At 58.1% G+C, this 19,189-nt stretch carries 12 protein-coding genes; 5 read left to right on the top strand and 7 right to left on the bottom strand.

What is annotated here, in order from left to right; translation table 11 throughout:
• Window positions 1-89 precede the first annotated feature (89 nt).
• Entirely contained in the window at window positions 90-3,563 is a 3,474-nt protein-coding gene (locus KB449_RS08990; RefSeq protein WP_282908053.1) for a fibronectin type III domain-containing protein, read from the bottom strand.
• Window positions 3,564-3,876: 313 nt separating this feature from the next.
• Between KB449_RS08990 and KB449_RS08985 the strand changes: the two genes are divergently transcribed.
• The 5 genes from KB449_RS08985 (at window position 3,877) to KB449_RS08965 (ending at window position 10,915) form a co-directional block, all read left to right on the top strand.
• Window positions 3,877-6,207 (top strand): helix-turn-helix domain-containing protein, encoded by a 2,331-nt coding sequence (locus tag KB449_RS08985; RefSeq protein WP_282908052.1) that lies wholly within the window; start codon window positions 3,877-3,879, stop codon window positions 6,205-6,207.
• A 270-nt stretch (window positions 6,208-6,477) separates the two neighbouring features.
• Entirely contained in the window at window positions 6,478-7,470 is a 993-nt protein-coding gene (locus KB449_RS08980; RefSeq protein ID WP_282908051.1) for an ABC transporter permease, read from the top strand.
• Window positions 7,471-7,488: 18 nt separating this feature from the next.
• Window positions 7,489-8,367 carry a carbohydrate ABC transporter permease gene (locus KB449_RS08975; protein WP_282908050.1) on the top strand — a complete coding sequence of 293 codons (879 nt, stop codon included), beginning with the start codon at window positions 7,489-7,491 and terminating at the stop codon, window positions 8,365-8,367.
• Between the two features lie 130 nt (window positions 8,368-8,497).
• Entirely contained in the window at window positions 8,498-10,075 is a 1,578-nt protein-coding gene (locus KB449_RS08970) for an ABC transporter substrate-binding protein (protein ID WP_282908049.1), read from the top strand.
• Window positions 10,076-10,207: 132 nt separating this feature from the next.
• A complete protein-coding gene (locus KB449_RS08965) occupies window positions 10,208-10,915 on the top strand; it encodes a hypothetical protein (protein WP_282908048.1) in 708 nt (235 codons plus the stop codon).
• On the opposite strand, the gene KB449_RS08960 is transcribed toward KB449_RS08965, so the two are convergent.
• From KB449_RS08960 to crcB, 6 genes are all read right to left on the bottom strand, one after another.
• Window positions 10,879-11,562, bottom strand: coding sequence for a DNA-binding response regulator (locus KB449_RS08960; RefSeq protein ID WP_282908047.1), 684 nt, complete (start codon window positions 11,560-11,562; stop codon window positions 10,879-10,881). The genes KB449_RS08965 and KB449_RS08960 overlap by 37 nt on opposite strands.
• A 103-nt stretch (window positions 11,563-11,665) precedes the next feature.
• Window positions 11,666-13,024: an IS4 family transposase gene (locus KB449_RS08955; protein ID WP_282906693.1), complete on the bottom strand. Its 1,359-nt coding sequence runs from the start codon at window positions 13,022-13,024 to the stop codon at window positions 11,666-11,668.
• A 304-nt stretch (window positions 13,025-13,328) separates the two neighbouring features.
• Window positions 13,329-15,680 carry a helix-turn-helix domain-containing protein gene (locus KB449_RS08950; RefSeq protein WP_282908046.1) on the bottom strand — a complete coding sequence of 784 codons (2,352 nt, stop codon included), beginning with the start codon at window positions 15,678-15,680 and terminating at the stop codon, window positions 13,329-13,331.
• A 269-nt stretch (window positions 15,681-15,949) separates the two neighbouring features.
• Window positions 15,950-18,262 carry a hypothetical protein gene (locus KB449_RS08945; RefSeq protein WP_282908045.1) on the bottom strand — a complete coding sequence of 771 codons (2,313 nt, stop codon included), beginning with the start codon at window positions 18,260-18,262 and terminating at the stop codon, window positions 15,950-15,952.
• A gap of 143 nt (window positions 18,263-18,405) precedes the next feature.
• The gene (locus KB449_RS08940) at window positions 18,406-18,768 is read right to left on the bottom strand and encodes a fluoride efflux transporter FluC (protein WP_282908044.1); all 363 of its coding nucleotides are present in this window, start codon (window positions 18,766-18,768) and stop codon (window positions 18,406-18,408) included.
• Window positions 18,765-19,172, bottom strand: coding sequence for a fluoride efflux transporter CrcB (crcB, locus tag KB449_RS08935; protein WP_434082492.1), 408 nt, complete (start codon window positions 19,170-19,172; stop codon window positions 18,765-18,767). The genes KB449_RS08940 and crcB overlap by 4 nt, the downstream gene beginning before the upstream one ends.
• Window positions 19,173-19,189: the final 17 nt, after the last annotated feature.

Raw genomic sequence — 19,189 nt, 5'->3', positions numbered from 1 at the left:
GTCATGCCCCTTCGCCGTCCTAAGGCAGCCGGCAGGCGGCCCGTCATACTCCGCTTGCCGGCTGCCTCCGTCAGGACAGTCCGATTCGATTATTGAAGCGGCGCCAAATACGCGCCGTCGATGACGACGAAGGCGCTCGCGCCCGGCGTCTTCCAGCCGACCGCGAGATGGTCGCCGCCGCCTTCTTCCTTGTGCAGCACTTCCACGTAGTATCGTTGTCCCGCCGTGAGCGTGATGGAGCCGGATTGCTGCGTGGATGCGTTGCGGCCCCATTCTTCTTCATTGGTCCAATCGACGACTTCGCCGATCATGACTTTGTTGCCTGCGGTGCTGTCCGTACTTAGATAAAGCTGGCTGTTGTTGTCCCCCGCGATGGCGAATTGGTACGTGCCGGTCACGGTCGGCACGATATAGCCGCGAATCCGGTCGCCGTAGTTGTCGCCCCAGTTCGTCGGACCCTTGAAGCTGGTCAGAACCGCCGTGCCCGTCGGCGTCGTCGACACCGGGATGCTGGCGACGGTCGGACCCGTGATGCCGGTCCAGTACTCGCGGACGATTGTGCCCGTCGGCGTCGTGCCGCCCGAAGCGTTGGTCGTGACAGACAGCGCGCTGCTGGCAGCCGACAGGTTGCCCGCCGCGTCCTTGGCCTTCACCGTGAAGCTGTATGTCGTGCTGGCCGACAGCCCCGTCACGGTGTAGGTCGTCGCGCCCGTCGTAGAGCCTGCGAGCGTGCTGCCGTTATACACGTCGTAGCCCGTTACGCCGACATTGTCCGTCGATGCCGTCCACGAGAGACTTACGCTGCTTGCCGTTTTTGACGGCGACGTCAGTCCCGTCGGCGCCGTCGGCGCTTGCGTGTCGCCGGCCGGGGCGTTCGTCGTCACCGACAGCGTGTTGCTGGCAGCCGACAGATTGCCCGCGGCGTCCTTCGCCTTGACCGTGAAGCTGTAGGCCGTGCTGGCCGAAAGTCCTGTCACGGCGTAAGTCGTGGCGCCGGTCGTCGTGCCGGCCAGCGTGCTGCCGTTGTAAATGTTGTAGCCCGTCACGCCGACGTTGTCCGTGGAAGCCGTCCACGACAAATTTACGGAGTTCGCGGTCTTCGACGGCGATGTCAGTCCGGTCGGCGCCGTAGGCGCCTGCGTATCGGTCGTGCCGCCGCTGGCCATGTTCACGTCGCACGTCTTATAGTAGCCCGGCGCAGGGTCTACACCAAAGCCGTTGTTTGAGCACATGACGGTGTTCGTGTAGGTGCCATAGACGTAATTGCCGTTCGCGCCATAGCGAACTTCCTTCGTGCCGGTGAAGTTGCAGGGGTTATTTTCGCCCGCACAGTTCACCCAGTTCGCGAGCGGATTCGTCGTGACCGTAATCGCGTTGCTCGCCGCCGAGATATTGTTGGAGGCGTCCTTGGCCTTGACGGTCAGCGTATACGTCGTACTCGGGCTGAGGCCCGTCAGCGTGATCGACACCGCGCCGGTCGTGGAGCCGATCTGGGTCGAGCCGTTGTAGACGTTGTAGCCGGTGACGCCCATGTTGTCCGTCGACGCGTTCCACGTCAGCGTGATGCTCGTATCGGTCTTCGCCGTCGACGTCAAGCCGGTCGGGGCCGTCGGGGCCTGCGTGTCGCCGGCGTCCGTCGTCACGGACAGCGCGTTGCTGGCGGCGGATACGTTGCCCGCCGCATCTCTTGCCTTGACCGTAAACGTGTACGCCGTGCTAGGCGTGAGCCCCGTTACGTTGTACGTCGTCGCGCCCGTGGTGGAGCCCAGCAGCGTGCCGTTCCGGTAGACGTCGTAGCCGATGACGCCGACATTGTCCGTAGAAGCGGCCCAGGACAGGTTGACCGTGACGTTGGATTTGGAAGGCGCGGTCAGGCCGGACGGCGCGCTAGGCGCAGTTGTGTCTGGCGGTCCCGAAAAGACGTTGATCGTCTGCTCCTTGATGTTGGCGCGGCCCGTGTTGTCCCAGACGACCAGCGACACGCGGTAGTTGCCCGCCTTCTGGTACGTATAGGTCGGGCTGACCGTCGTGACCGGCACGCCTTCGCCGAAGTCCCACAGGTTCTCGGCGATCGAGCCGTTATCGGACGACGTGTTGGTGAACGTCACCGGCTGCCCGAGCTGCACGCTCGTCGGCGCCGTGAAGTTCGCGGTCGGCTTGGCGTCGCCTGCGTAGCCGCGGCTCGTCAGCTGCGTGTTGGTACCGTTGCCGGTGACCGTGTTGTTACCCCATTCGAGATCCGACGCGGACGACGGATATTGGTCGATTGAGGGGCCGCCGTTGTTCGTGATGATGTTGTTCACGAAGCTGATTCGGTCGGTGCCCGCGGCGGTCGTAATCTCGATCGCCTTGCGGCCGTTGTTCGTGATCGTATTGCTGTCGAAGGTGATGTTCTTCGAGTTGCCGTGGATGCGGACCGCATTGCCGTCGTAGCCGGGATAGGCGGCAGCGGGGTTGCCGATCGGTCCGTCCTTGATCGTGTTTTTATAGAAGTATTGGAATTGCTCCGTCTCGCCCGTGCCCTCGCCCTGCAGCTGCATGCCCCACATGACGATGTTTTTGATCGTGTTGTAGTTCCACAGCTGGTAGCCGGTGCCCGGCGACTGCTGCATGCCGACCTGCTGACCGCCGTCGACCAGGTTGTCGGACGTCACGGAGTGGTTGGACATGATCTCGAGGCCGATGCCCTTGACCGTATTGTCGGTCGTATGCACGGTGTTGCGCCGGATCGCGTTGTACTCCGAGCGGACGACGGACAGCCAGTGGTCGACCTGGTTGTCTTCCACGATCGAATGGTTGACGTTCGTGTGCAGCTCGATGCCGAGGCCTTCGTTGAAGATGCCCGAACCGGTGATGACGTTGCTGCGGATGACCGCGCCGTCGACGCCGTCGTTGACGAAGATGCCGCCGCGCCCCGTGTTCGCGATCGTATTGCCTTCGATGAGCGGCGCATTGGAGCCCCAGCCGACCCGCATCGCGGCGCCCCACATCGAGCCCGTCCCCATGTTGACGAAGTCGTTGTTCTTGATCGTCACGTTCGGAGAAGCCGACATCAGGATACCGAATGGCGCGAAGCCGCTCGTCTTGGCCAGATTTTTAATTCGGTTGTCGTGTATGTTGTGCCCGCTCCCCGGCTCGCTCCAGATGCCGGCGTCAAGCGTCGTGCTGTTGTTGGCGTCGAGCGTCAGCGCGCCGATCTCTACGTTGCTCGTATTGTTGAGCGAGACCATGGCGCCGGTGCCGGTACCGTTGTACTTGAGGATCGTCGTGTCCCGGCCCTGGCCGAGCAGTTTGATCCCCGTCTTCCCTTGAAGACTGCCTGATAAATAGTAGGTACCGGATGGGACGTAAACCGTGTCGCCGCTCGCCGCGGCGTTTATCGCATTTTGAATCGCCGTCAGATCGTCTGCGGTGTCTGCTCCGTTCGCACCGTAAGCGGTTACATTAAACGTGGCGGCAAATGCGGCAGGTGCCGGAACGACCGGCGCCAGGATCGTTAATGCGCAGAACACGCCGGCGGCTTTACGATTGAATATGGCCGACAAACCTTTCCTCTTGGACATCTTCACGAATCCCTCTTTTCAAATTAGGATGGCATGGCTCCGCTTCGCTCCGTGACGCTAGCCCGCGCTGCGGGCTTTATATTCGACGGCGCCGCACTCACCTCCTCCGTGACTCCATCGTGCCACGGCGCGATCCGCCGAGAAACTGTACAAAGTTGGAAAAGCAAGCCGAGGCGGCTATGAATTCCATCAATTCCTCCATTCCGCCCGGACAATCGACATGCGAAATTCTTTGATGCAGCCGGTTGCAATTCAAAGCGTTTCCATTTAAAAATAGAGAAATCAGGCCAGCGGCGGGAAGGAGCGCGAAGCGATGAGAGGTTTGGGGTTCGGATTCGGGTTTTATAAGTCCAGGCGATATTTTCAACGCGTCTTGTTCTCGATCATGATCGCCATGGCGCTCGTCCTGACAGGCCTGTCCGCCGTCAATTCCTACGTGTTAGAGCGATCCGTCCGAAGCGTGCAGGAGGATTCCAACCTGAAGGTATTGACGCAGATTCAATACAACCTGTCTTATATGAACGAGATCATCGTCCGGCTGTCGACCTTTGCTTACGGCGACAACTTTCTGATTCCGCTTATGTATTCCGAGCCGCTTCCGCAGATGGACTATATTCGCGGGTACAACGAGATGGAAAAGCTGATGGAGAGCTCCTCCTTCCTGCATTCGATGGCGGTTTACAATGCCGGCAGCGGCGAGCTGTACGGCTCCTCGAGCGAATTTCTCGTGGACGGCGGCGAGACGAAGCGAAAAATGCTGGATTGGCTGCTCCGCTCGCCCTTACCGCTGCCCACGTCAAGGCTCATTCCCGTGAGCCTCGGACGCGAAGGCGGCGATATCGATGCGTTCGCCTTTATCGTGACGGATGCGCTTCGTGCTTACGAAGGCAAAGAATCCGCGCTGATCCTGTATATCAAGCCGGATTGGGTGTTCGACAGCCTGCGCAGAATGAACGGGGCCGGCAGCGGGCAGGGCGCGATCTTTATCCGTACGCCGGACGGCAATCTGCTGTCGGACGGGCAGTCGTCCGGCGTGTACGCGCCCAAGCCTGAAGCCGTCACTGCGCTGGTCGCCGGGACCGATCCCGATCGGGATGCGTCATCCGGATTCGTCGTCGGCAACGCGGGCGACGGCAAGAGCATCGTCACCTTCATGCGGGGGATCGGAGACTGGACGATCCTGTACATTCAGCCCTATGCGCCGCTCATGAAGGAGGTCCGGGAATCGCGCGAAAAGGCGCTGCTTGTGACGGGCGCTTTTCTATTGATCGCGGCGGCCGTATCCTTTTGGCTGTCGTTCAAGCTGTACGGTCCGATCGACGCGATGCTGCGCCGCATACGGCCGCACGTCAAGGACGGGGCGACTGGCGGCGGCTCGAACGAGCTCGACCTCATGGGGGACAACGTACTTCGGCTGTCGGAGAGACTGCGGGAGATCAGCGCCGAGCAGATCGTCGAAAAGCATTATTTGCGGACGTTTCTATCGGACGGCGGCAGTATCCCCGAAGCGGACATGGCGCAGCTTATCGAACGCCACGGTCTGCAGCTCGCTAGCGACGGCCCCTACTGCGTCTGCGTTTTTCGCATCGACCGGCACGCCGACTACGAGCGGGCGACGACGTCCTCGGCGAGAAGGCTCCACGCCTTCGCTATCCTCAATATTGCGCAGGAGCAATTAAGCGGCGATTACCGCTGCGAAACCGTCGACATGCACGACGGGCACTCGGTGCTCATTCTGTCTGGTCCAGGCGTCGGTGCCGGCATGGAGGCAGCGCGGCCGATCGTTTGGGATATTCAAGATACGATCGAGCGGTATTACGGACTGTCGTTGACCTGCGGGATCGGCGATCCCGTCTCAAGGCTAAGTCAGCTTTCCGCCGCTTACCGCCAATCCTGCCAGCTTTGCTTGTATATGTTCGCCAAAGGCTACAAGTCGATCGTCCTGCCCGAGGACGTGCGCGCCAATCTCTCCGGCGGGCGGCGGACGCTGCCCCCGGACATCGAGCGGAGATTGACCGAAGCGCTGAAAAAGGGACAGTTGACGAACGCGGGCGGCGAGCTCGAAAAGGCGTTCGCCCTGCTCACTGATTTCCAGTACGACGACATGCTGCGCGCCGTATCCGATCTCGCGTGGGCCGTCAAAAATACGGCAGCCGAGATGATCAACAACAGACTCGTCTCCATCTCCATCGATCCCGAGCAAATCCCGAGGATCATGGAGGGCGATCGTTCGCTCGAGGATATCTACATGTCCTTCCTGTCCGCATGCGCTCAAATCTGCGAGACGCAGCGCGCGCCCGGCGCGGAGCGCTACGAATGGATCGTCGGTACGATCAAGACGCTCATCGAGCAGAAATTTCAGGATCCGAATCTCAGCCAGCAGTCGATCGCTTCCACCGTCAAGCTGACCTCCGCCTACGTAGGCAAGCTGTTCAAGGACCAATGCGGCACGACGGTCACAGAGTATATGAACGAGGTGCGGCTCGCGCATGCGCGCAGGCTGCTGCTCCAGACCGACGATACGATCGCGGACATCATGGATCAATGCGGCTACTCGAACCAAAGCTATTTTTTCCGCCTGTTCAAGGGCAAGTTCGGGAGCACGCCCAAGGAATACCGAATCAAGCGATCGCTGAGCTCGTGAATGAAGATGGCGACCAGCAGGCAGTAGGATCGGCAAAATTACGATGTGGCGCATTCTTATTCGGCCGATACTGTAGAACGAAGCCTCCCCGGCTTCGTTTTTTTGCTTTTTCGCCGCCACCTCTCCCGCGCAATCCCGCTTCTTTTCCCAAAAAACATATGAATTCGCATTTTATACACATCCCCGGAACAGTTTTTCGAACATCGAATCGTATATTCGGCATTCGGCGCATGGCATGATGGGGTCATATCAACGATGGAGGTGATCCCTATGGCCAAGACCCAACCCGTCAAGCTAAGCGCCGCGGATTCCCCCGTCCCGGGCGATCCTAAGGCAAGACAAACCGGCTGGATTCGCAACGAGATCCGGCTGCTGCGCAAAAACCGGGAGCTTCTCATCCTCGCGCTGCCCGGCATTCTGTTCAAGCTCGTCATCGCGTACCTGCCGATGATCGGCCTCATTCTGGCGTTCAAAAACTTCAGATATGACCGCGGCATTTTCGGAAGCGAGTGGGTAGGATTTCGCAATTTCGAATTTTTGTTCAAGGCGGAAGACGCGTACCGGATTATCCGCAATACGCTACTGTACAATTTCGCCTACATCATTACGGGGACGATCGCGGCGCTGCTGCTGGCACTGCTGCTGAACGAGCTTTCCGGACGGCTGATGAAAATCTATCAAACGGTATTGTTCCTTCCGTTTTTCCTCTCGATGGTGCTTGTCGGCTATATCGGCAACGCGTTCCTCGACTTCGAGAACGGGTTCGCGAACAAGGTGCTGGCGTTTCTCGGATTTCCCGAGCACAACTGGTATTTGGAGACGACGCCGTGGATGTACATCCTGCCGCTCATCGCGCTGTGGAAAGGCGTCGGCTTCTCGACGCTCGTCTACTACGCCGGCATGACGGGCATCAGCACGGAGTACTACGAAGCCGCCAAGCTCGACGGCGCGACCCGCATCCAGATGATGGCCCGGATCACGCTGCCGCTGCTCAAGCCGCTCGTCATCATCCTGTTCATTCTCGGACTCGGCAACATCTTCCGCGGCGACTTCGGGCTTCACTACTTCATCCCGAACAATGTCGGGCCGAACTTTCCGACGACGGACATTATCGACACTTACGTATACCGCGCGCTCACGAAGCTCGGCGACATCAATTCCGCGGCGGCCGTTGGGTTCCTGCAGTCGTTCGTCGGCCTCGTCACCGTCGTGTCCGCCAATTATATCGTCCGCCGCATCGACCGCGACAACGCGCTTTTCTAATCCGGAGGCGAATCCGCTATGACGCTCAAATCGAACAATTGGTTCATCAACGCTTTCTTTATCGTCGTCTGCCTGTTGATCGTAGCGCCGTTCATTCTCGTCGTCTCGATCTCGCTCTCCTCGGAGGACAGCCTGTTCGAATACGGGTACCAGTTCATCCCCCGAGTATGGAGCGGCGAAGCTTACCGGATCGTCTTCGAAAAGCCGGACACGATCCTGCGCGGCTACGGCGTCACGATCATGATCACGATCATCGGCACGTTTTTGTCGCTGATGCTCACGGCGCTCATGGCTTACCCGATCTCGCGGCGCGACTTCAGGTACAATCGACCGCTTACGTTTTACGTGTTCTTCACGATGCTGTTCAACGGCGGCCTGATCCCTTTCTACATTCTGATGACACAGTACCTGCATTTGAAAAATTCGCTCGCCGCCTTGATCATCCCCGCGCTCATGAGCCCGTTCAACATCATGATCATGAAGGGCTTCCTGGACAAAATCTCGCCGGAAATCGTCGAATCGGCCAAGATCGACGGCGCGCGCGAATTCCGGATCTTCTTCCGTATCATCCTCCCGCTCTCGACGCCGGCGCTTGCGACGCTTGGACTGTTTATCGCGTTCGGCTATTGGAACGAGTGGTACAACGCGCTGCTGTTCATCGACAACGACAAGTATATTCCGCTGCAGCTGCTGCTCGTCCGCATTTTATCGCAGGCCGAGTTCCTCGCGAATTCGCCGATGGCGCAGGTGTCCGACAAGCTGCAGTTCGCGCAATTCCCGACGCTGTCCGTCCGGATGGCGATGGCGATCGTCGCGAGCGGTCCAATGCTTCTCGTATTTCCCTTTTTCCAGAAGTACTTCGTCAAAGGCATTACGGTCGGCTCGCTCAAAGGCTAGAGCCGGCAAGAATCGATAAAGAACTGCCGCTGCGTTTAAGGGAGGTGATCGGCTTTTGGGGCGGCAGCAGGTCAGACACGGGAGCACGGCGTATTAAATAATAAGGGTCCATTCAACGGAGGGTTCAGAGATGAAAAAAGGAAAACGGATTCCGCAATATATGCTGCTTCTCTCGATGGCCGCGCTTGCGGCTTGCAGCAATAACAACAACGCCAATACGGCCGGCCCGAGCGCATCGGCAAGCGATAGCGGCTCCGCGACGGCGAGCGCGAGCGCATCCGCAAGCTCGTCGGCAAGTGCCCAATCGACCCCGGCGGAGCTTCCTGAGGTCAAGCTCACGTTCATCTATCCCGTCGCCGCCAACCCGGGTCCCGACCAGAAGCTGGTCAACGACGAGATCAACAAATATCTGAAGGAAAAAATAAACGCAACCGTCGATCTGAAACCGCTGACATTCGACGAGTACGAGCCGAAGTTAAACGCCATGCTTGCAGCCGGCGAGGCGTTCGATATCGCATGGAGCTCCAAGGGCTGGCTGGGGAACTATCAGCCGTACATCGAAAAGGGGGCTTATCTTGAACTGCCGGACGACATGATCGCCAAGTATGCCCCGGACGCGCGTGCCAATATTCCCGATAAGTTCTGGCCGGATATGAAAGCCGCCGACGGCAAGGTATACGGCTTCCCGATCTATCAAATCGCGGCCAAGCAGAAGAGCCTGATCATTCAAAAACGGTTCGTCGACAAGTACAATCTCGACGTCGGCTCGATCCACTCGTACAAAGATATCGAGCCGTTCCTGAAGACGCTTAAGGACAACGAAAAAGGCATCGTTCCGCTCGGTCTCGCGCAAAATTCCAACGGCCTGTTCGTCGATCCGAATGCCGTTGCGCCGGACGGCGCAGCCGTCGGCTACAAGAAGGACGACACGACCTATGCCATGATCGGCAAGATCGATTCGCTCGAAGCGAAAAAAGACTTCTATCAGACGATCCACAGCTGGTACCAAGCCGGCTATATCAATAAGGACGCGCCCGTGCTTCAGAACATCAACGATCTGAAGGGCAAAGGCAATGTGGCCGTTTCGCTCGAATTCACGTCCAAGCCAGGCGGCGAGATCGGCGAAAAAGCGATCAACGGCGGCAACGATGTCGTCTACGTCCCGATCTCGGACAGCTACTTTACCGGTATCGCGAGCGCCATGCACGTCATCAACAAAAACTCCAAAAATCCCGAGCGCGCGCTCATGCTGATCAACCTGCTCAACACCGACAAGTATCTGTATAACCTCATCTGCAACGGCATCGAGGGCAAGCACTACACGAAGACGGATGACAAGTTCATCGCGCCGATCGAGGGCTCCGGCTATGCGCCGAACGGCGACTGGGTGTTCGGCAACCAGTTCAACGCCTACCTGAAACCAGGCATGGACCCCGACACGTGGGAAAAGACGATCGAGCTGAACGACAGCGCCATCGTGCCGGCCAGCAACGGCTTCTCGATCAACGAAGAAAAGATCAAAGCCGAAGGCGCCAACCTGAACGCGGTAGGCAACGAGTATTCGACCGCGCTCGAGACCGGCGCCGTCGATCCGGCCAAGATGCTGCCCGAGTTCGAGAACAAGCTCAAAGCCTCCGGCCTCGAGAAGTACGAAGCCGAAGTCGCCGCGCAATGGGACGCCTTCCTGAAGGACAAGGGACTGAGGTAACGACAAGAGACAGAGAACGATAACACGCTAACCGAAGCGCGCGAGCGGCCGTCCAGGAGGACGGTCGCTTGTTTGCGTCCGGCTTGACTCGAGCAAGGTCCACCATCGCCTTCTATTGAGAAGGCGATCGGCTTGCTCGCAGCCCAGACTTCTCAATCGCCTTCTATTGAGAAAGCGATCGGCTTGCTCGCAGCCCAGACTTCTCAATCGCCTTCTATTGAGAAGGCGATCGGCTTGCTCGCAGCCCAGACTTCTCAATCGCCTTCTATTGAGAAGGTGATCGGCTTGCTCGTAGCCCAGAATACTCCATCGCCTTCTATTGAGAAGGCGATCGGCTTGCTCGCAGCCCAAACTTCTCAATCGCCTTCTATTGAGAAGGCGATCGGCTTGCTCGCAGCCCAGACTTCTCAATCGCCTTCTATTGAGAAGGCGATCGGCTTGCTCGCAGCCCAGACTTCTCAATCGCCTTCTATTGAGAAGGCGATCGGCTTGCTCGCAGTCCAGACTTCTCAATCGCCTTCTATTGAGAAGGCGATCAGGTTGCTCACTGCCCTAAATACTCCGTCGCCTTCTATTGAGAAGGCGATCGGCTTGCTCGCAGCCCAAACTTCTCAATCGCCTTCTATTGAGAAGGCGATCGGCTTGATCGCAGCCCAAACTTCTCAATCGCCTTCTATTGAGAAGGCGATCGGCTTGCTCGCAGCCCAGAATCCTCAATCGCCTTCTATTGAGAAGGCGATCAGCTTTCTCGCGGGCTTGATTCCCCATTCGCATGCTACTGACAAGGAGACGAAGCGCAAATGTCAGTTAATCCGCTGCGTTTTTGGCAGCACCAAGTAACTCATCGCTTTCCCTTGCGCGGATCGCGTTGACCTTAAATAACCTTTGGATTCCAGCGATTGCAGATTCACGCTAGCTTGCGTAAAACCGATTTTCAAAGCAGCCATTATTTCTACCGGTTTAATTTCACTGTTATGTCTTCCAATCCAATGAAGAATAGCTCTCTCATACAACGTGAGCTGTGGCGCTTCCGATCCCGCCCCGTACGCCCACGCCGATAGTGCCGCCAACAACGTCTGTTGACAGCGCTTCGGCTTTTCCAACAAATCGTCTCTCGAGAAGCGAAGCATGTGCCAGCCGTCCATAAGCAAATGATTTTGCCTCTCAAGGTTATCGCCGAACCTGAATCGGCTCACGTCGCGTAAATGCGTCCCGTAGGCATCAGCTTCCAAAATCAGACCCCGATGCAGCCCGAAAGGCATGTATGCGAAATCGACAAACCGTTGTCCGTCCTTAAAGTCTGAAACTTCCCACTCCGGATGAAGATGATCGAAGCTGCCAAGCGCCGGCCACCAAAGATTTTTAAGCAACAGTTGCTCGTTGTACGAATCCATCTCCATCAATCTTCTTTTCCTTTCACCCTGACTATGGCGAATAACGCGAGACATCCATTCATCGTAAGCTTTTTGAAACAACATATCGGACATTTATTAACCTCCTTAGAAAATAGAAAAGGCCGCTCCTCCGAATTGATTCGGATAGAACGGCCTGTGCTTCAGGCAGCGATATTTGTAATGTAATCATACTTACTCAACTTTCGCAGCATGAAATCGGCAAACAAGCCCTGATGTAACTGGGCAAACTGGCAATCCATTGCTGGAGTTGACGCTGAATCAAAGCCCCCAGCTTCTTTCCTGCTTTCGTGGCGATTTCGCTGATCAGATCAAGCAGTTGTTGCAAGGCGACTGTCCAATCCAGCGTGCCGACTTCGTCGCACAGCACATAAAACAAACCGCCGAACGTGCGTGCATCTGTACTCTGTCGATGCTGCCAAGCCAGTAGCAGGTAACGCGAAAAGACAATTGTGGTGTGGCTGATCAGCAAATCATAAGAGCGGCCTTGGAATTCCTTTTGCAAACGTAGCAGTGACTTGGTGCATTTGAAGAAGACCTCGATGTCCCAGCGGATCGCGTAAATTCGGATGACGTCCTCTACACAGAGCGCTAGGTCTGTCGTTAGAACGGCGAGCCAATCATTCTTCTTCGAGCGGTTGCGAACGAATACCACATGCACTGGCGTGCCGCAAGCCAGCACCGTTCGGATCGAGCGGAGAATGCTGCGTTTCTTGCTCGCTACAGGCGTGGCGACTGAGTAAAGCTCTTTAAGCGACAACTTCTGGCCTTGCATAAGGAATCGTTTGTTGTCGTTCTTGACCATGCCAATCACATCAAGTCCACGGGAGACGATTTCGCGAATGAGCGGCGCATGCGTGAACCAACTGTCCATCAAGACATAAGAGGCGGTTGCTCCGGCCGCCAAGACGCGGTCCAGCATGGACGCAACGACTTGCGGAGCCGACAGAAGCGCTTCCTGCCGACGCTTGTAGCCGTGCGACCGTTTGTCGACGGACTCATTCATGCCGGTGATCGCCGACTTGCTTGAACTGAGCAATGCAAAATCCACGGGTAAGAACGTGTGGCCGTCCGACCACCCCATCGTTAGCATGCGGAAACCTTTGTAGTACGCACCTGTCGCATGATCTTTGAACCGGGCGAGCAACTCAACGGCTTTGCTGCGATTGCGTTCGAACATCGAATCGTCGACGATGAAGACGGCATCCCGATCCGCAGACGTCAGCGCGTCCACCTTCTTTACGGTGGCGACACTAAGCGAGGTCAAAAACCGGCGCCATGCAAGGCCGGTATGATTGAGAAAGCGATAAACCGCATCTTTGCCGGGCATGGAATCATCTTTGCGGCTCTCCAGCAGACGAAACCAGTTTTTCTGATGAAACAACAGAACGAAGACGAGTTGAAACAATTGGGCGCAGCTAAAGCCAAAGCGTTTGCGAAATCCAGCTTGCTGTAAATGCTGCATGACTTTCAATTCTTGAAACGTCGGTTTTAGTTCGTTAGGCAGTTGATTCAAATTGGAGGGTTGGGCTATCATAAGGGTAGACACCTCTTCGGTTGAAGTGATTGCTCGACACTCTCACTTTATCAAACGGAGCGGTGTTTTTCTATTTACAAGCCCAATACCTGATCGCCTCGCGAGCTTACAACGACCTGCACTTAAGATGATTTTTGCTCTGCGAAAGTTGAGATACTTATAATTAAATTTTTTTACAAGAAATTAATATCGGCCAGTTACACCAATCGCCTCTCCTGGTGCAGGCGATCCGCCTTCACCAGGCTTAGTGCAGCTTGACAGGGAGCAAGCCTCCAAAAGCCAAACCGTCTGCCCCCTCCCCCCCCTACTCCAGTACCTTCTTTAACCGATACTCCTTCGGCGTCACGCCGAACGTCTTTTTGAACAGCTTGAAGAAGGTACTCTCGTTCACGTATCCGACCAATTCCATGACTTCCTTGATGCTGAAGCCCTTCGTCTCCAGATACGCCTGCGCATGCCGCAGACGCACTTCGTTCATATACTCCCCCACCGACACGAACTCGCTCGTCTTAAAAATACGCCCCACATAAGCCGGCGTCAGGTGCAGCATCGCCGCGATGCCCTGAAGGCTCAGATTGCTGTCTTTATAGTTGATCTCGATCATTTCTTTGATGGCGTCGGTCAAGGCGGCATTCTTGTCAGCGTCCGTGCGGGACAGCTTATCGTGGATCTCGCGGATGGCGGCGCCGATCAGCTCGCGCACCTCCTCCATCGTTTCCTTCTCAAGCGCCTCCTTGCTGAGCGAACTCAGATCGATAGGCAGCGAGACGAGACGATTGCGGTTGAGGTCCCGAACGGCGGATTTCAGCAGGTCGACAAGATGCAGGATGCCATGAACGATATGGTCAAAATGGCAGGATGCGAGCCCTTGTACGATCGCGTCCGCAGCATTCGCGCTATCTTCGGGACGGTTGGCGCGGATGCTCTCGACGAGCTTCTTTTCCGCTTCCGCGGGAGCGTCGTACTCCGTCTTCCTCGTCCGCTCGCCGACCGCCTCCGGTGTCAGAATGGCACGATGGCCGAACAACAGCTTGTACCGGGACAGCCGGATCGCCTCGCCATAACGCTCGGTGATGCCGACGTGGCTGTCGCAACTGCCGCTGACCGTCAGCGACAAGGACAGTCTGTAATAACTGCCGACAACCTCCTGAACGCGGCGCAGCAGCCGAGTCAGCGTCTCGGTATCCGCGCCTTCGCCGGCGGGGCTTACGAGCATCGCCACGTGGTCGCCGCGCATGTCCGCAATCTCGCAGCGATAAGGACCGGGCCGCATAATCTCCTCGGCGATATTGCCGACCGCAAACGTATGGAGCGCACGCTGGCCGGGCGTCGTCGACCGTTCATATTCGGCGAAGCCGTCCACCTTGACGACTACCAGACGATAGGGACCCGCCGGATCGATGTCCAGACCGTTCAAGGCGATGTTGTCCTGAAATTCCTCGCGCGACAGCGACGGGCTGTTGGCGACCAGCGTGCGAAGATGATAGTTGCGCACGATCCGCTTCTGCTTGTCCTGCTCGCTCGACGCCCAATGCAGCTTCTCCAGCATCGAGCTGTACACGGTCGCTACCGTCGAAAACTCGTCGTCCTGCCGAGCGCCGGCATCGCTCCCTTGCGCTTCGCCCGGTTTGATTCCGATCTGGCTGAACATCCGCTCGATCGGCCGGTACAGCTTGTGAGCGATGAGGAAGGTCAGCAGAACGCCCAACAACAGCACGACCGCGATGACGACCACCGAAGTCGCGCGCATCTCGCGGATGCTCCCTGTAACGACGCTGTAGGGCTGCACGCTGACGATTTTCCAATCCGTGTCCTTCATGCTCATATAGGTGACGAGCTGTTTCGTCGAGCCGCCGAGCTTGCCCGTGAAGGAGCCGAAGGACGCCATGCCGGCATACGCCCGCCGCGCCAACGCTTCGTCCAACCGCTTCATGTCGGCCATCGCCGCGCCTCCGCCCGACATGATCACGTCGCCTGACGCGTCAAGCATGTAAAGGCCCGATCGCGCGGGATCGTCGAACACGTTTACCGATTGCAGGTTGTCGTACAGCCATTCCGGCTTGATATTGACCACGAGCGCACTCTCCCGTCCGCTGCGAACGGCGCCGAAATTCTGATAGAGGACGATCGAGAAAAAATCGATTTTTTCCGCGTTGCCGCTAAAATTCATGGGCAGCAGCTTCATGCGAGGCAGCTTTTCTTCGCGCTTCAGCAGGGATACGAGTCCATCCGCCATCGCGGCGTCCGGCTTGTTCAAGCTAAGCTGTCCGACCGGATAGACTTGATCGTCGTAGCCATTGTAGACGAGGATCGAATGAAGAAAAGACGAAGACAAATACGCCTGCTTGAGCGAGTTCATCGAACGGATGACGGTCATCTCGTCGTAGCTCGGCAATGTAAACAAAGGCGAAATATTCGGATCCATAAAAAGCGATACGGCCAGATTGTTGAGCGCCTCCGTCATGTAGGAGACGTTGTACTGGATCTGGTTCATGACCTTGCGGGAAGAATCCTGCTGCATGCGGACCGAGCTCCGCTCGGCATTGTACTGCAGCGCCAGCGAGGCGAAGACGAGCACGGCGATCATCAGCACGCTGACCGACATTAGCATACGCGTCAGGTACTTTTTGGATTTGTAGGCTTGCAGCATCTTCATGACGTTATCCTCCCACCGGAAACGAGTGCGTGTCAGCGATAACAGCATCTCATACGGCGGCAGGACGCTCTACTGTACAATGTTCGAATTGCTGCTCCAGCGCGGAATCGTCGGTAATAAATCGGATTTGACGGGTAAAAAGATAGCCCCGGATCGCTTACGGCGACCGGGGCTGCCGGGAAGCCGGCTGCGAGATGAAGCGTTAGTGAAGGAGGTGTTCGAGCATGCGGATTCCGATTGCCTGCGACCGAGCGGATGGTAATCGCGCGCTAATCGGTCAGCGGCAAGACCCGCGTCTCGCCCGGCGCAAGCCGAATGCGCGGCCAGACGGCGCTCGCGCAAACGCCCAGCGGCAGCGCCGCCTCTATGGACGTTTCCGACAAAAGCTTCACCGAAGCCGGCCAGGACGTCGGATTCGTCACGCGCAGCGCGGCGCCGCCGTCCGCCGTCGTCTCTAATCCGCACGTCACGTGATCGGGCGCCCATACGAGCCCCTTGTCGCGCTGAACGTAGATGCCCGGCACCTCGGCATACGTCAGCATGTTCGACGTCTCGCACCAGCACGAGAGCGGCAGCGCTTCGCCTACAAGGTTCGCGCCTTCCCAATCGCTCATGTTGACGCGCTCGCTCATATAGCCGGGCGGCATGTCCTTGCCGTCCCACCCCATGACCGGCCGGTCCGAGCGGGATAAGTATTGGTTCATATTGCGCACTGTCTCCGTCAACTGATCCATGTAGCGCCGGCGGCCCGTTGCGCGGAACAGCTTGAATAATGCGTCTCCCGACAGCGTGCAGATGCCGGGCGAGCTGTGCTTGTTCTGCGCGTTCGCGATGACCGACCCGGCAGTGCGCATGCCCAGCTTGCCAAACGTCGACGTCGCCGGAAAAACGAAATCGTACGATACGCACCAGGACAGGCATTGATCGGCCGCTTCCTCCGCTCTACCGATCCACAGCCGGTCGCCGGTCGTTTCGTAGAGCGCCATATAAGATTCGAGAAGCGCAAAGGCCGATTCGCTGTCTGGACATTGAAGAATCTCGCCCGGACCGCCGGTCGTGACGCCGGCCATCGTGAATCCCCTGTAATAATATTCGCCCGCTTCCCGCGCAACGGAAACATATCGCTCATCGTTCAGTACGCTCCCGCACCATGCAAGGCCGCCGACGGCCATCGCGCCGCCCGCCGATCCGCCGACCAGCAGCTCGCCTGTGTCGTGGTTCACCCACTGTCCGAACTGCCCGTATCCATCCCATAAACGGACAAAAGCGTCGGCCAGACGCCGCAGCCCCTGCAGCCACGCCACGCTCGCCGCACGGCCGTAAGGGATCGCCTCCAGCGCCAGCATGTGCTTGGCCGCGAAATAAAGCGTGTCCGCGCTTTTGCGCACGATATGCCATCGCTCCGGCGCCTCCCGGTTCGGATCGCTCCCGAATTCGTCGCCGTACCAACGTCCGCGGTAGAAGACGCCGGGAAAAAAGCCGGCAGCCGTCTGTCCGCCGAAAATAAAATCGAGCGTACGCAGCGCACGCTCCCGCGATGCCGCGCTCCCTTCGAGCAGCAGCGCATAGCTTGACATACCGCCTCCGACCCAGCCGAGCTGCCAGTCCTGGTGTTTTTCATCCACGGTACCGACTGCATAATAGCCGTACTGGCCGTTCCAGTTCATCGCGTTGAACTTGGCCTCCTGAATCGCCCAAGCAGCGGAGAACGGGAGGGAGGCAACCAGCTCCGGCCGGCCTGTCAACGAATCGCGCACCGAAGCAAACGCGGCGAACAGACGGCGCACGCTGCCGCAAGCGAACAGAAAAACGTGAAACTTCATAGAGAGACGGTCGCCGTTGGCATAATCGGCCCCTCTGTCGCCGGATACGGCCGCAGTCGTGCACATCTCGTACTTCGTCTCCTCGCGCACCCCGGGCGCACGAAAGGAAATCGCCGCCGAGCGGCGGTCCGCCGACTCCTCGATATGCACGGACGTCTCGCCGTAAACGGTGCGCTGTTCCGTAAGCAGGATACAGCCTCTCCCGCGTTCCGGATCGTAATAGGCAACGGCCGGCGTCGCGGCATCGCCTGTCAGCAGATGGAGCGACGACGGCCCGTCGTCCGCCGCAAGCCTCGGGATATCCGTGACGAGCGCCGGCGCATTCGGCCCCTGCTCCTCGATCGACGTCCAGCAAGGTGCATACGCCAGCTTGCGCGCCTCGAAGCGGTTGCCGCCATAAACGGCGCCGGGGACGAGCACATACGCCGACGGCGACCATGCCGCGATTTCAAAGCGGACCTCGGCAGCCGTTTGCCGCGACGTGCCGCAATGGAGCCAGTCCGTCCCGAACGTGAACCCGCCGTACGGGCCGGCCAGGGCGGTTCCGCTCGTCCGGATCAGCCATTCGCCGCCGACGCCGCTGTCCAGCGTAGTTCCTGCAATTTCGTTGGCCGGTCCCCGCCAGTCGGCTCTGCTGAAGCCCTGGAGGATGGCACCGTCGAATTGGTTGGAAAGGAAAGCAACCCGAATTCCTGCGCTATCGAGCGCCGCGGCCGCCTGCCGAAGCTGATTTTTATCATGCGCCGTTTGCAGCTCCATGTACGATCCGCTCCTCTGTCGATAAGTCAGAACGGCAACATTAAAGCATGGCGCTGGCTAAAACTGAACTATGAATAGTGCGCATAGCTGTGCATAGCTGTAAAATCGACAAAATGCCAATATCGCATCTGCCGCAAATGCGCCTACAGACGGCCGCCAAGCGCATAGCCGGCCCAGGCGAGCACGACGCCCAATATATAGCTTCCCGCTACGTAAATGGCAAGCGTACGCCAGGCTCTGCTTCGCCAAAGCTGAATATTTTCCGCGTTAAAGGTGGAAAACGTCGTATAGGCACCCATGAAACCTGTCCCGACAAGCAGCGAGATCCCGCTGCCGCCGGCTGCCGCAACGATGCCGAGCAGAAACGATCCCGTTAAATTAATAAGCATCGTAGAGACGGGCAGCCTTGCTTGGAATTTCTTTTTTCCCCATAAACCGATGCCGTATCTCGCGCAGGCGCCGAAAAATCCGCCGATCGCCACCAGCCCCTCATGACCGAACGTCACGGTCCCACCACCTCGCGGTTTTTCGCTGCCGGACGTCTCTCTCCGAGCCTGAAGCCGACCCACGCAAACAACAGCCCGCCGACCAGACTCGTGCCGACGTAGAGCGCCGCCGCTCCGGCACGTCCATCTCGGAGCAGCGTCAGCGTCTCCACGCTGAACGTGGAAAACGTCGTATACGCGCCGATCAAGCCGGTGCCGATCCCGAGCCGCAGCCATTCCGGCAGGCCCGGGCGCGTCGTCGCCCATGCCGTAAACCAGCCAAGCGCGAGACATCCCGTCAGATTGATAACGAGCGTAGCGAGCGGAAACGCAAAATGCCACCAGGAATGCGTCCACAGTCCCGCCTCGTATCGAAGCAAGGCGCCGACGCTGCCGGCCAAACCGACCGCCCATGCGTATTTCATTCCGAACCTCCGTCGTA

The organism is Cohnella hashimotonis (assembly GCF_030014955.1).
GTDB classification, from domain to species: domain Bacteria; phylum Bacillota; class Bacilli; order Paenibacillales; family Paenibacillaceae; genus Cohnella; species Cohnella hashimotonis.
Note: the sequence above shows the minus strand (reverse complement) of the source record. Positions and strands in the feature narration are given on the sequence as shown.